Origin of the sequence: Mucilaginibacter ximonensis, from assembly GCF_042686265.1 — a bacterium.
GTDB lineage: Bacteria > Bacteroidota > Bacteroidia > Sphingobacteriales > Sphingobacteriaceae > Mucilaginibacter > Mucilaginibacter ximonensis.
Genome location: NZ_JBHUPD010000001.1, coordinates 1,549,117 through 1,561,293, shown reverse-complemented (window position 1 = coordinate 1,561,293; position 12,177 = coordinate 1,549,117). Strand labels below are relative to the sequence as shown.

The following is a 12,177-nucleotide window of genomic DNA, read 5'->3' as shown; positions in this document are numbered from 1 at the left end:
ACTATCGCTTCCCCGCCAAGTCATCGTAAGTTAGGTACGAGTATGACGATCTCTGAAAGCGCACCGGAGATTGCCACGCTACGCTCGCAATGACGCGATAGCGGAGAGTGTTATTTGATTTTCGCAAATAACCGATTGATTTTTCCAAACAACTGCTTTTGCTTTAGCACCATCTTTGTGTCAACAAAAACAAAGAAGAAAATGGAAAGCAAAAATAAAATAGCCTTGGTAACCGGCGGCAGCCGTGGACTAGGTAAAGACATGGCGTTGCGCCTGGCCGAAAAAGGCATCGACGTTATTTTAACCTATAACAGCAAGGCTGACGAAGCCAACGCAGTAGTAAGCCAGATTCAGCAAGGCGGACAAAAAGCTATGGCCTTACAACTAAACACCGGCGACATTAAAAGCTTTACCGCATTCATTGAAACCATCAAAGGTGTTTTGAAAGATCAGTTCGGTACAGATCATCTGGACTTTCTGATCAACAACGCGGGTTTTGGTCACCACGCACCTATTGCCCAAACTACCGAGGAGGCTTTTGACGACCTGATGAACGTTCATTTTAAAGGCGTTTACTTTCTGACACAAGGCATATTGCCGATATTAAACGATGGTGGCGGTATTGTAAACATTTCATCAGGCCTGGCACGTTTCGCTATGCCGGGTGCATCTGCTTACGCAGCGATGAAAGGGGCAATTGAAGTATTTACCCGTTACCTGGCCAGAGAACTGGGTGCTAGACAAATTCGTGCCAATACGGTAGCCCCGGGTGCTATTGCAACCGATTTTAATGGCGGTACCGTGCGCGACAATCAACAGGTTAATCAAATGGTAAGCAATAACACAGCTATGGGTCGCCCGGGCGAGGCTGAAGATATTGGCGGCATTGTTGCCTTTTTATGTACTGATGATGCGCGTTGGATCACCGGTCAGCGCATCGAGGCATCCGGTGGTATGTTCGTTTAATTTATAAGCCTAATAAAAGATTTCGGATAATGGTGCAAAGATAAAACCATATGCGAAATCTTTTTAGTTTTATAAATCTGACTACTGTGGCTATATTTGGCCACCTGTAATTTCTTGATGAATAAAACCTTATTTTTAAATTTAATCCTAGCTGTTTTTTTCTTTAACTTTTGCTGTAAAGCCCAGTCAGATATCCAGGTATCAAATGGCGCGATCATAGGCCCCATCAATTTTCCTGGTATCCTATGTTCATATCAATGGACTAATGACAATACTAATATAGGTTTAGCTTCCGGAGGCACAGGAACAATCGCATCGTTTATCGCCAAAAACACAACCAATAGCCCGATAGTTGCTACTGTAACCGCTACACCGGCAATCTCAGGTATGGCATACATAACGAATAACTATGCCAATACTATATCAATTATTGATTTATCATCAAACACTGTAATTAAAACCTTAAATGTAGGGAATAGTCCTATTACGGCGGTGGTTAATCCTATCAATAACCAGGTATACGTTGGCAATTCAGGCAGTGGGTCTGTTTCGGTTATTAACACTAGTGATAATACTGTCAAAACAACTATTAGTGTAGGCTCTTATCCTTTTGGCGTGTACGTAAGTCGGGATGATTCGCGAGCTTTTGTTGCCAATTTAAATGACAATAATATATCCGTTATAAACACTACTACCAATACGGTGATTGGCAAATTTTCGGCTCCTAACCCCAGTTTCATGACTAGCAGTACAGATGACAAATATCTTTACGTAGTAAATTATGATTTTAGTTACAATGTGCCGGGATTAGTAACGGTGCTTGACGCTAAAACAGGTGCCAATATAACCACCTTAACCGTAGGCACGCAGCCTTGGGATGTTAACACTTCCCCAGATGGTAAGTTTGCCTACGTAACCAATCAAGGGGGCTCGAGTATTTCCGTTATAAATACCAGCACCAACACAATAACAGCAACTATACCAACAGAATATGCGCCAAGGCATGTTATTTTCAGTCCGGATGGTTCTTTATTTTATGTTAGGGCGGGATATAATAACACTTTATCTGTTTACAGTACTACCGATTTTAGTGTCAAAGCTACTATACAACTAATTGATCATGGATCTGCCGGATTAAGTATTAGTCCTGACGGTAAACGCATCCTTGCAACAAATCAATTGCAGTCTACAGTTACGGTTATTGATGCTTCCACTAACACAATCGTAGCAAACATACAAACGCCGGGCGATGAGTCATTGGGTTGGGGCAATATCATAATGGGAGGAAACAATTGTTCGTCAACTACTTTTAAGATCACTGTTAACCCATCGCCCAACATTACAATAAACGGCAACTTATCGGCGTTATCAACAACATACGGTAGCAACTCGGCAACTACATCTTTTACGCTTTCTGCAACCTGGTTGACATCGGCACCAACCTTAAGTGCACCTGCAGGATTTGAAATAAGCAAAGATGGCATAACTTTTAGCAAAACCTTGACTATCGATCAATCATCAGGTAAAGCAAGCGCCACTATTTACGTACGCCTCTCGGCCAAAACCGCAGTAAATAAATATAGTGGCGATATAACCATTAGTAGTAACGCAACCTCCGACATAAAAGTGCCAATACCTGAAAGCGAGGTAAAACCGGCTTTATTAACTATAAAAGCTGATGATAAAACCAAATTCTTCGGCACGGACAACCCTGTGTTAACCGCAAGTTATACGGGCTTTGTAAATAATGAAACCTTATCAGATCTGGCACAATTACCATCAATCAGTACAACGGCTGTTATTACATCACCTATTGGTAATTATCCAATTGTTGCGATTAATGCGCAGGCGATTAATTACACATTTAATTATTTAGCCGGTGTAATGTTTGTAGTTGAAAACACGGGAGTGCTTAGTATACCTAATACATTTACACCTAATAACGACGGCGTTAATGATACATGGGTTATAAAAAACATAACCAGTTATCCTGAAAACACAGTAACTGTTTTTAACCGTTACGGCCAGCAGGTATTCTTTTCAAAAGGATATAGCTTGCCATGGGATGGGCGTTATCTTAATAAGAATATACCAGATGGCGTATACTTTTATGTTATAAAAACGGGAATAAAGGGTGGAGAATTTTCTGGCAGCATCACTATAGTAAGATAGGCCAATGATGGCTAACTTTGAATTATATAACTGAGGGATTATGATTAACAAGACATCTTTAAATGAGTTTTATGAGGAGATTTCGAGGCCGCTACCAACTGGTGCGGCTAAAGAGATAGGGCATTTTAATGTGTTTGTTACAGAATCATTGTTTGATAAGAGAAGCGGTGCGCGCGAGATGCCCTATAGTCGCCGCGCTTACTATAAAATAAGCTGGATAAGAGGGAAAAGCAGGGCAGAGTATGCGGACAAAACAATTGATATTCCGGAAGCGGCCCTGCTCTTTGCCACGCCAAAGATCCCCTATAACTGGATACCCGAAACTGGTAATCAAACAGGCATGTTCTGTATTTTTACTGCTGATTTTCTGGCGCAGGGCAAAAGTGGTGTCGATCTGGACGTATTACCAATTTTTCAACCGGGCCAGGTACCCGTGTTTCAACTCAATCCTGACGAGGTTAAAGAAATTGAATATATCTTCAAAAAGATGCATCGCGAAATAGCGTCCGACTACCGGTTCAAGTACGACCTGCTTCGTAACCTGGTCTTAGAGTTAATCCATTACGGTCAAAAGTTGCAGCCTGTGGCCAACGTCGAGACAGCGCATAATGCGTCAGAACGAATATCGTCTTTGTTTATGGAGTTGTTGGAAAGGCAGTTCCCGGTTGAGTCACAACATCAGCGATTAAACCTGCGTACTGCTAAAGATTATGCCGACCGGCTTGCAGTTCACGTGAATCACCTTAATAAGGTTTTAAAGGAAGTTACCGGGAATACCACTACCCAGATCATCGCGAACCGTATTATTCAGGAAGCCAAGATCCTGCTCAAACAAACCAACTGGAATATAGCGGAAATATCATACACCCTTGGCTTTGACGATATCGCCCATTTCTCAAATTTCTTTAAGAAACAAACCAGTGTAGCGCCGGTGGCGTTTAGAGGGTAATTGCAATATTTGTTATCGCGAGCTTTACAACCGTCACCTCATCGTGAGAGCATGACGCTTTACGATACCGTCAATTCCCCACGCAAATCAACCTCCAGCAAACGTTTTACCTCTTTCGGGTCGTCAATCTGGCCAAGCAGGTACATCATTTTGGTAACAGCAGCTTCAAACGTCATATCATAGCCATTGGCTACGCCGATGTCTTTAAGCTGCTTGCTGGTTTCATAGCGGCCAAGCTCAACCGTACCTACCTTACATTGCGAAATGTCGAGGACAACTTTGCCGCCGTCGATAGCTTTTTTAAGCAGGTCTATAAACCATTGGTCGGTTGTGGTATTGCCTGCACCAAAGGTCTCCATTACAATGCCACGTACGTCGGCTTCAAGCGTAGCCGCCACTACTTTCGGACTAATGCCGGGATATAACTTTAGCACAGCAACCTCGTTAACCAGGTTTTTGTGCAGTTTCAATGGCTCAGCGGCCGGTTGACGTATCTCATTTACACTAAAGCGTAAATGTACGCCAGATTCGGCCAAGATAGGGCAGTTTGGCGAACGGAACGCCTCGAATTTAGATGAGTTATATTTAAAAGAACGATTGCCTCTAAATAGTTTATAATCAAAATAGATACAAACTTCAGGAACGCGCGCACGATCATTCTTTTTCGCATTAGCAATTTCAATGGCCGTCATCAAGTTCTCCTTGGCATCGGTACGTATGGCGCTGATAGGCAATTGCGACCCGGTGAAGATGACGGGCTTGGCCAGGTTCTCCAGCATAAAGCTTAGAGCTGATGCTGTGTAAGCCATAGTGTCAGAGCCATGCAAAATCACAAAACCATCCACATCGTCATAATGCGATTCGATTAGTCCGGCCAGTTCGCTCCAAATCTCGGGGTTCATGTTCGATGAGTCTATAATCTCGTCGAACGAGTGTACCTTGATCTTGCAATTAAGCTTTTCTAATTCAGGCACATTATCCATAATTTGCTCAAAGTTGATAGGCTTGAGCACTTTGGTTACGGGGTCGGACATCATGCCAATTGTACCACCGGTATATATGATGAGTATCTGGCTCATTAATTCAGGGTTAAGCTAAAAATATAGGTTCTCACACACCAAATATCTTTTTGGAGTTTGCTGTTGTTATATCTGCTACGGTACTTATATCGGTTTGATATAATTCTGCAACCTTTTGTGCAACGTAAATCAGATATGAACTTTCATTGGGTTTACCCCTGTGCGGAACGGGCGTAAGATACGGAGAATCCGTTTCTAAAACGATATGGCTTAAATCAATTTGCTGTAAAAATTTATCAAGGCCGCCGTTTTTGTAAGTTACCACGCCGCCTATGCCCAGGTAAAATCCTAAATCGATGGCCCTTTGAGCTTGTTCTAAATTGCCAGTAAAGCAGTGAAATATACCATGCAGATCATCGTCGTTCTCCTGCTCCAAAACCTCAAATACTTCATTAAAAGCATCACGACAATGAATCACAATAGGCAGCTTTAAGGATTTAGCCCAGTTAATCTGCTCGCGAAAAGCCTGCACCTGAATGTCAAGTGTGGTTTTGTCCCAATACAGGTCAATCCCAATCTCTCCAATGGCGTAAATGGTATTATCTTTATGGCTGTCGCGGATGACTTGTAATTCGGCTTTCCAACCTTCTTTAACTGAACACGGATGCATGCCCAGCATCGGGTAACACATATCTGGATACTCTTTTACCAATTGAAATACCTGCGGTATAGATGCCGCATCCACATTGGGTAGAAACAGCCGTTTCACATCGTTATCCAGGCATCGCTGTATTAGCTCGGCGCGTTTCTGATCATCCTGCTGGTAGTATAAATGGGTATGCGTGTCCGTTAGTATCATGCTGCAAAATTAACAAAGCCTTTCGGTATAACGAAGGCTCAAAAAGCTTCTGGTTGATGTACTTATTTTAATAAGCTCAACCTGAAATAACGTAGACTCATATACCGGTAATAAAAAAGCGACCAGGTAAATCCCAATCGCTTTTAAATGCTTAAACTTTGATTAGGTTATTCCCCGCGTTTTAAGCCATATTTCTCGATTTTGCTATACAGGTGACTACGCTGAATATCTATATCATCGGCAGTTTTTGAAACGTTCCAATTGTTTTTCTCAAGTTTGAACTTGATATATTCACGCTCGGCATAGTCTTTATAATCCTGGAAGTTTTTAAATTGGTTAAAGTCTGTTTGTGGAGCTGCAGCTGCTTGTGCCCCGGCAGTAACAGGCGCCGATGGATTAGCAAATGCTTTCACATCATCCTCGGTAATGGTCTTATCGCTCAATATGATCAGGCGCTCAACCATGTTGCGCAGCTCGCGGATATTACCGGTCCACGGCAGGGCTTTCAAGGCTTCAAGAGCACCCTCTGAGATTTTCTTAACCGGCATGCCGTATTCGTTACAGATCTCCTCCAAAAAGCTTTGTGTAAGTAGTGGGATGTCATCTTTACGCTCGGTAAGCGGTGGTACGTGAATCAGAATCACGCTGAGGCGGTGATACAAGTCCATCCGGAAGTTACCTGCTTCGATTTCTTTCAGCAAATCTTTATTAGTTGCCGCTACAACGCGTACGTCTACATCTATCTCTTTCTCGCCACCTACGCGTGTTATTTTATTTTCTTGCAGCGCACGCAATACTTTGGCTTGTGCAGAGAGGCTCATGTCGCCAATTTCGTCCATGAACAGGGTGCCGCCATTGGCCGACTCAAACTTGCCGATACGCTGCTTGATAGCCGAGGTAAATGAACCTTTTTCATGTCCAAACAACTCGCTCTCAATTAACTCTGAAGGTATAGCCGCACAGTTTACTTCGATGATAGGTGCATTGGCGCGGTTTGATTTTTCGTGCAGCCAACGGGCCACCAGTTCTTTACCGCTACCATTGGCGCCGGTAACCAATACGCGGGCATCGGTAGGGGCCACGCGCTCTATGGTTTCTTTAATTTTTTGAATGCCCTGCGACTCGCCCAGTATTGGCCTTACTTTAGATACTTTGCGTTTTAGCACCTTGGTTTCAACCACCAGGCTACCACGGTCAAGCGCGTTGCGTACGGTGATGAGCAACCTGTTCAGATCAGGTGGTTTAGAGATGAAGTCGAACGCGCCTTTTTTGCTGGCCTCGACAGCTGTCTCCACAGTGCCATGGCCCGATATCATGATAAATGGCAGGTCGGGTTTAATCTGAAGGCCCTCGGTAAGTACCTCCATGCCGTCCATGCGGCTCATTTTTATATCGCAAAGTACCAGGTCGTAGTCATTGGTACGAATCATATCCAATCCGTCAATGCCGTTATCTACATCCTCAACTTCGTAGTCCTCGTATTCCAGTATCTCGCGCAGGGTATTACGGATCGCCCGCTCGTCGTCAATAATTAAAATTTTAGCCATTATAATGTTCAGATAGACTTTCTTGTAATAATGTTAACTAATATAGGTATTGTATAGGAAACTAAACACTTTTAGCACCGACTTGTTTTGAAGCAATCGAATTTTTTGGATTTTGTAAATATGCGCGATAAAGTGTTTCACTTAAACATGAAACACTTTGAAACACCTATTTTAGTTAAGTATCTGTTAGTTAATAACTTAGTTAAACGTAGTGAAACACTTTGAAACAGTAGTAGAGCTTTAAGTTGGGTACTTTAAATTGTTGTATATGAGTTATTTGTGTTGATTTGGGGTTTCAGCGCCGTAAAGGGTGAAACACTTAATGTGAAACATGCATAATACTCTTAGGTATCGAATGAATTGCTGTTATCGTTATTCTCAACTTTGCTGCAATTATGCGGTGAGGGTGATTATATCGAGGCCAAAAATTCTGACCAATAGCGAGAAAGGCTTTTCGTTGTAAAAATCACCATCATTTCATTTGTTTTTCGCCAGTGCTCTGTAAAAGAAGCGCCGTTTGCTACTGTAAAGCTTAGGGTGAGCATTTTTTTGTCGTCGCTGAATTGGTAGCGGATGATAACATCTTTATCTTTAAATACAAAAGACATCCCTTCTTTAACATAAGATGCCCTTTCGGTGTAGGTGCCGTCATTATTAACCTGATATTTTCCGAGATGTGATGTAAATGTCTTTGAATCCTTTGTTTGTCGATTAATGAAAGTATGGTTTGGGTCAAATTCCTTAGTGTAATGTACCGGAGGTTCCTGCTTTCCATAATAGGCCGACTGATCGAGTTCCCAGATGCCGTAAAATGCTTTTTCGTCGGCTTGTGCAAATAAGTTATTCGCTAAAAAATTAAAACAGATTAGTAAAATGGCGATTCTTAAGAAGGTTTTCATAGACGAGGTTATTGGTTTAACCAAATATATAAATTGTGAATACTATAAACAAAAAACAAAACGCCCAGCCTTACGGCCGGGCGTTTTTATCAGCAAGCAAAGCTGTAAGCCGGGTTCTGTATCGTCCGCCGGTGGGCGGGACGACTTCTATCATTGATCTGGACCTGCCGTTGCCGGCAGGCTCAAGCAACCTACCCATCCCTATGTCCGTCAGCTGACGGACGGAAGCGAGCAGCTTCGCATTCGGGACCTATTTGGTCTTTCAACTCCTGAGGTTTACCGCAATCCCGGTCGCCCGGAAAAGCCGTGAGCTCTTACCTCACGTTTTCACCCTTACCCACCGAAGCAGGCGGTATATTCTCTGTGGCACTTGCTGTCGCCGGCTGTCGGCGCCTTCCCGTTAGGAAGCAGGATGCTCTATGTTGCCCGGACTTTCCTCCGCCGCGTTGCCGCAGCAGCGATAGAACGTTTTGCAGGGCTAAAGGTAGGGTTTTTAGTCGGGAAGTCCGTAAGTTGCTTTGTATGGTTAGTGTGCTTGGTAGATTTATGCCCGGGTTTAAGAGTGTTCCTAGTTGTGAAGACGCGCCCGCTCAATCGCCGCGGGTAGGCTTTGTTCTTTGTCTTGACACAAAGAACCAAAAGTCAAGTCAGTTGTGATGCTTCTTTGCGCTCATGGCCTGCCCTGCAAATCAGGTAAAACCTGGGCAGGGGCCTGTTGCCCCAATGTCGCACAAAGCCATCGCTTCAGGCAACATTCCCAACAGCCCTGCAGCCGCACCTGGCCAGCATTGTTTTACCTGCTTTCGCCCGAAGCTGCACAGCTGACGGTTGGATGAATAAATTGAACATTGTGCTTAGATGAGAAATTGGAAAATTAAAAATGAGCGTAAAGGCCTGTCAGGGCGCGCGGCCGGGAGTCTGGCCCTGGGGAGGTGGAAGCGGTCGTTCTGACTTGATTTATTCACGAGTTATTTATTTGTTGGTGTGAATGAGATCGCTGCGCTAAGTATTTGGTCCTTTTTCATCTAAGGAAAAAGGACTAGGCCTTCCCGCGGCCATGAGCGGGACAATGTTTGTTGTTGGAATATAGCTTGTAGAAAACGCGAGCCTGAAGTTGTCACGCTCTTTCCTCGCTCACCATGACGTTGTGGGGTAGCAGCGATTAGCTCCTTCGGACTTTCGGACTAAAGCACTACCGGCACTTTGCCAAATCTCCATTTACTTGCTCAACCGGTACCAACCCCATATTGTTCCCAAAGGAATTACCGACATAGGTCAGCACCTCGGCAATTTCAATAGGCGAGAGGTCGGTTAAGGGCATATCGGCGTCATAATTCTTTTTGTTGATGAGCAGGATTTTGCTTTTAATGCCGTATTTAATGTAGCAGGCCAGTGCCGACTTGTTTTTACGCAGAAAAGCACTGTCGGTTAAGGGCGGCATAAGGGCAGAAAGGCCCAGCCCATCGCTGCCGTGGCAGTTTTGGCAATGCGTGGTATAAATAACGCTGCCGGTGGTGTAATAGCGCTTAAAGGTAATATCGTTTTCGCCGCACGAATAGATCAGCATCGCCAGCAAAAAACAAATAGCGCCAATTACTTTCAGCTTCATTTCTGGTCGGGTTCGGCTTTAAGCGTTTTAATATCGGCTATAAGGTGTGTCACCTGCTCGGGCACGGTGCCGTCATATGTTCCGCGGATGCGTTTTTGTTTGTCAACCAAAATAAAATAGCCGTCGTGAATAAATAATTGCTTGGCGTCTTCTTCAGGCTTACGTACCAGGTAGCTTTCAGATAGCTTGTAAATTTCTTCTTTTTTGCCTTGCAGCAGCCACCAGGTGTTACCGGCTATGCCCAGTTTATCGGCATATTTTTTCAATACGCTTACGCTGTCATGTTTAGGGTCGATGGTGTATGAAATGATCTTTACGTCCTGGTCGTTTTTATAAGCCTCATACACGTTAAGCATGTTGCGGTGCATAATGGGGCAGATGGAAGGGCAGGTGGTAAAGAAAAAATCAGCCACATAGATTTTGCCGTCCAGATTTTTGCTTTTAATGCTGTCGCCGTATTGGTTAACGGTTTTAAAGTCAGGGATGGTTTGATAAGCGGTGTCTGTTACGGTTTGGCCGTTTACAGTTTTGGTTACCGGTGTATGGTTGCCATAAATAGGCAGTTTTGCGTTATCGCCCGAATTAAACTTGCACGCGCTTGCTAAAAGTAACATGGCCACGGCACCAATCAATTTCTTCATGTTATTTTATTTGGTGGTTGTTTTTTGTTTGATGTATTCGCCCGATTCTTTGATAGCCGCCCGCATGATGGAGTCGATTTGTTGAATCCGCACCTTCTGTTCGGTCATATATTTCACAACATCGTCGTGCGATTTGCCTTTGGTATCCGGATCAAATTTCTGCATCCAGTCTTCCATATTATTATCCACCTTATCTATCTGGACACGCATGGCATTCATTTTGGCTTTTGCAGTATCGTCTGCAGTTGTAATAAGGGTATCCAGCTTCATTTTGTTGTGCACCAGCTGTTCGTCCATGCTCATTACAGAGTTATGCATTTTAATTACATCGTCAAGCAGCGCTTTTTCGCTTTTCTTTTCATCGCTGCAAGCAGTTAATGCCAGCGCGGCAATAGCCAATAGAAATATTTTTTTCATAGGTTTTAAGAGCATATACAGCGGCAAAATTACATTAAGTTGGTTGTTTTGTGTAATCTGCCGGTTAAATTATTGGCGTATATAAAATATAAAATCAGTTTGGGGTAAGGTTGCCAGTCCAGCCGCTTTTAAATGCTGACCTATTTGCGCCCGATGATGCGTACCATGATTAACAACCTGGGTAATGCATTCGGCAACGGTATTGGTAAACGGCGAGCCGACGGAGGTTTGGTAGGTGATAGTCTTATTTAAACCAGCGTCATCCAGGTCATTCAAAAATGCTACCCACTCGCTATTATTTTGGGCGATCACCTTTTCAAATGGCGTTATTTCTGTTTTTGGGAAGATGATAACATCGGCGTCGCTTTCGTTTTTGCACCGGCGCAGCCAGCGTTGCTGTGCGGCGAGCAGGTGCCCCATGAGTTGTACGGCTTTTTCGGGATTATTGCTGGCACGAATGGCAGTTAACAGTTGATTATTGGCATACAGGTCGTAACCAAACATGCGCAAAAAATAGTCTTTCATATTAGTAAACGCCCGGTATTAGGCGGGCGGTAGTTTTTTGATAGTCGATGTATTGCTGGCCAAACTCGGCAATTAATGCTTTCTCTTCAACATTAATACGATAATTCAACGCCAGGAAAGTGGGGATAATGACCACCGCATAGCCGACGATGTTATGCTCACAAATGGCAATACTCCAGATAATAAGTAACAAGCCCAGATAACTGGGGTGACGCACCAAACGATACAGTCCGTCGGTTTTTAACTGATGATCGCTGCTGATGGAAACATCAACCGTAAACATTTTACCCAGCTGCAAAATAGCCATCCATCTGATTATAAAGCCTAATATTGCGACAGCAAAGCCAATATCAACTACCAGATTAGTGCGCGATAACTGACCAATACCCATAATAGTGGTATAAGCACTAATGGCTATAGTTGCCGATATTACAAGCCAAAGCAGGAGTAATGAACTTCTGTCTGCCTGATTTTTAGTGCCGCTTTTTTTTGATCGGCGGGCAACGAGTAGCAATACTTCTGAAACGCCGAACAGCTCAGCAATGGTATAGTAGGATAGGTGCATATGTTATTG

12 protein-coding genes and 1 other RNA gene are annotated in these 12,177 nt (G+C 43.6%); 3 read left to right on the top strand and 10 right to left on the bottom strand.

Annotated elements, in window-relative coordinates:
• Nucleotides 1–201: 201 nt before the first annotated feature.
• The 3 genes from ACFS5N_RS07085 (at nucleotide 202) to ACFS5N_RS07075 (ending at nucleotide 4,087) form a co-directional block, all read left to right on the top strand.
• Nucleotides 202–966 carry an SDR family NAD(P)-dependent oxidoreductase gene (locus ACFS5N_RS07085; protein ID WP_377183658.1) on the top strand — a complete coding sequence of 255 codons (765 nt, stop codon included), beginning with the start codon at nucleotides 202–204 and terminating at the stop codon, nucleotides 964–966.
• A gap of 117 nt (nucleotides 967–1,083) precedes the next feature.
• Nucleotides 1,084–3,138 carry a T9SS type B sorting domain-containing protein gene (locus ACFS5N_RS07080; RefSeq protein ID WP_377183656.1) on the top strand — a complete coding sequence of 685 codons (2,055 nt, stop codon included), beginning with the start codon at nucleotides 1,084–1,086 and terminating at the stop codon, nucleotides 3,136–3,138.
• Nucleotides 3,139–3,178: 40 nt separating this feature from the next.
• Entirely contained in the window at nucleotides 3,179–4,087 is a 909-nt protein-coding gene (locus tag ACFS5N_RS07075) for a helix-turn-helix domain-containing protein (protein ID WP_377183654.1), read from the top strand.
• A 59-nt stretch (nucleotides 4,088–4,146) separates the two neighbouring features.
• Here ACFS5N_RS07075 and ACFS5N_RS07070 read toward each other — a convergent pair whose 3' ends face one another.
• The 10 genes from ACFS5N_RS07070 to ACFS5N_RS07025 all read right to left on the bottom strand — a co-directional run bounded on the left by ACFS5N_RS07070 (nucleotide 4,147) and on the right by ACFS5N_RS07025 (nucleotide 12,168).
• Nucleotides 4,147–5,166 (bottom strand): asparaginase, encoded by a 1,020-nt coding sequence (locus ACFS5N_RS07070; RefSeq protein WP_377183653.1) that lies wholly within the window; start codon nucleotides 5,164–5,166, stop codon nucleotides 4,147–4,149.
• Nucleotides 5,167–5,197: 31 nt separating this feature from the next.
• Nucleotides 5,198–5,965 carry a TatD family hydrolase gene (locus ACFS5N_RS07065; protein WP_377183651.1) on the bottom strand — a complete coding sequence of 256 codons (768 nt, stop codon included), beginning with the start codon at nucleotides 5,963–5,965 and terminating at the stop codon, nucleotides 5,198–5,200.
• Nucleotides 5,966–6,132: 167 nt separating this feature from the next.
• Nucleotides 6,133–7,512, bottom strand: coding sequence for a sigma-54-dependent transcriptional regulator (locus ACFS5N_RS07060; RefSeq protein ID WP_377183649.1), 1,380 nt, complete (start codon nucleotides 7,510–7,512; stop codon nucleotides 6,133–6,135).
• Nucleotides 7,513–7,922: 410 nt separating this feature from the next.
• Nucleotides 7,923–8,411 (bottom strand): DUF4488 domain-containing protein, encoded by a 489-nt coding sequence (locus ACFS5N_RS07055; RefSeq protein WP_377183647.1) that lies wholly within the window; start codon nucleotides 8,409–8,411, stop codon nucleotides 7,923–7,925.
• 89 nt (nucleotides 8,412–8,500) lie between these two features.
• An RNA gene (gene rnpB / locus ACFS5N_RS07050) (RNase P RNA component class A) lies at nucleotides 8,501–8,888 on the bottom strand.
• Nucleotides 8,889–9,603: 715 nt separating this feature from the next.
• Entirely contained in the window at nucleotides 9,604–10,020 is a 417-nt protein-coding gene (locus tag ACFS5N_RS07045; RefSeq protein WP_377183645.1) for a c-type cytochrome, read from the bottom strand.
• A complete protein-coding gene (locus tag ACFS5N_RS07040) occupies nucleotides 10,017–10,661 on the bottom strand; it encodes an SCO family protein (protein ID WP_377183644.1) in 645 nt (214 codons plus the stop codon). The genes ACFS5N_RS07045 and ACFS5N_RS07040 overlap by 4 nt, the downstream gene beginning before the upstream one ends.
• Nucleotides 10,662–10,667: 6 nt before the next feature.
• Nucleotides 10,668–11,078 carry a lipoprotein gene (locus tag ACFS5N_RS07035; protein ID WP_377183642.1) on the bottom strand — a complete coding sequence of 137 codons (411 nt, stop codon included), beginning with the start codon at nucleotides 11,076–11,078 and terminating at the stop codon, nucleotides 10,668–10,670.
• A 69-nt stretch (nucleotides 11,079–11,147) separates the two neighbouring features.
• Nucleotides 11,148–11,603 (bottom strand): DinB family protein, encoded by a 456-nt coding sequence (locus ACFS5N_RS07030; protein WP_377183640.1) that lies wholly within the window; start codon nucleotides 11,601–11,603, stop codon nucleotides 11,148–11,150.
• Nucleotide 11,604: 1 nt separating this feature from the next.
• Nucleotides 11,605–12,168 carry a methyltransferase family protein gene (locus ACFS5N_RS07025; protein WP_377183638.1) on the bottom strand — a complete coding sequence of 188 codons (564 nt, stop codon included), beginning with the start codon at nucleotides 12,166–12,168 and terminating at the stop codon, nucleotides 11,605–11,607.
• Nucleotides 12,169–12,177 lie beyond the last annotated feature (9 nt).

Bases quoted from the DNA above. Each gene is read 5' to 3' on its own strand.
- ACFS5N_RS07060 (WP_377183649.1), bottom strand. From the start codon at position 7,512: ATGGCTAAAATTTTAATTATTGACGACGAGCGGGCGATCCGTAATACC.
- ACFS5N_RS07055 (WP_377183647.1), bottom strand. From the start codon at position 8,411: ATGAAAACCTTCTTAAGAATCGCCATTTTACTAATCTGTTTTAATTTT.
- ACFS5N_RS07025 (WP_377183638.1), bottom strand. From the start codon at position 12,168: ATGCACCTATCCTACTATACCATTGCTGAGCTGTTCGGCGTTTCAGAA.
- ACFS5N_RS07035 (WP_377183642.1), bottom strand. From the start codon at position 11,078: ATGAAAAAAATATTTCTATTGGCTATTGCCGCGCTGGCATTAACTGCT.
- ACFS5N_RS07065 (WP_377183651.1), bottom strand. From the start codon at position 5,965: ATGATACTAACGGACACGCATACCCATTTATACTACCAGCAGGATGAT.
- ACFS5N_RS07085 (WP_377183658.1), top strand. From the start codon at position 202: ATGGAAAGCAAAAATAAAATAGCCTTGGTAACCGGCGGCAGCCGTGGA.
- ACFS5N_RS07040 (WP_377183644.1), bottom strand. From the start codon at position 10,661: ATGAAGAAATTGATTGGTGCCGTGGCCATGTTACTTTTAGCAAGCGCG.
- ACFS5N_RS07045 (WP_377183645.1), bottom strand. From the start codon at position 10,020: ATGAAGCTGAAAGTAATTGGCGCTATTTGTTTTTTGCTGGCGATGCTG.
- ACFS5N_RS07070 (WP_377183653.1), bottom strand. From the start codon at position 5,166: ATGAGCCAGATACTCATCATATATACCGGTGGTACAATTGGCATGATG.
- ACFS5N_RS07030 (WP_377183640.1), bottom strand. From the start codon at position 11,603: ATGAAAGACTATTTTTTGCGCATGTTTGGTTACGACCTGTATGCCAAT.
- ACFS5N_RS07080 (WP_377183656.1), top strand. From the start codon at position 1,084: ATGAATAAAACCTTATTTTTAAATTTAATCCTAGCTGTTTTTTTCTTT.
- ACFS5N_RS07075 (WP_377183654.1), top strand. From the start codon at position 3,179: ATGATTAACAAGACATCTTTAAATGAGTTTTATGAGGAGATTTCGAGG.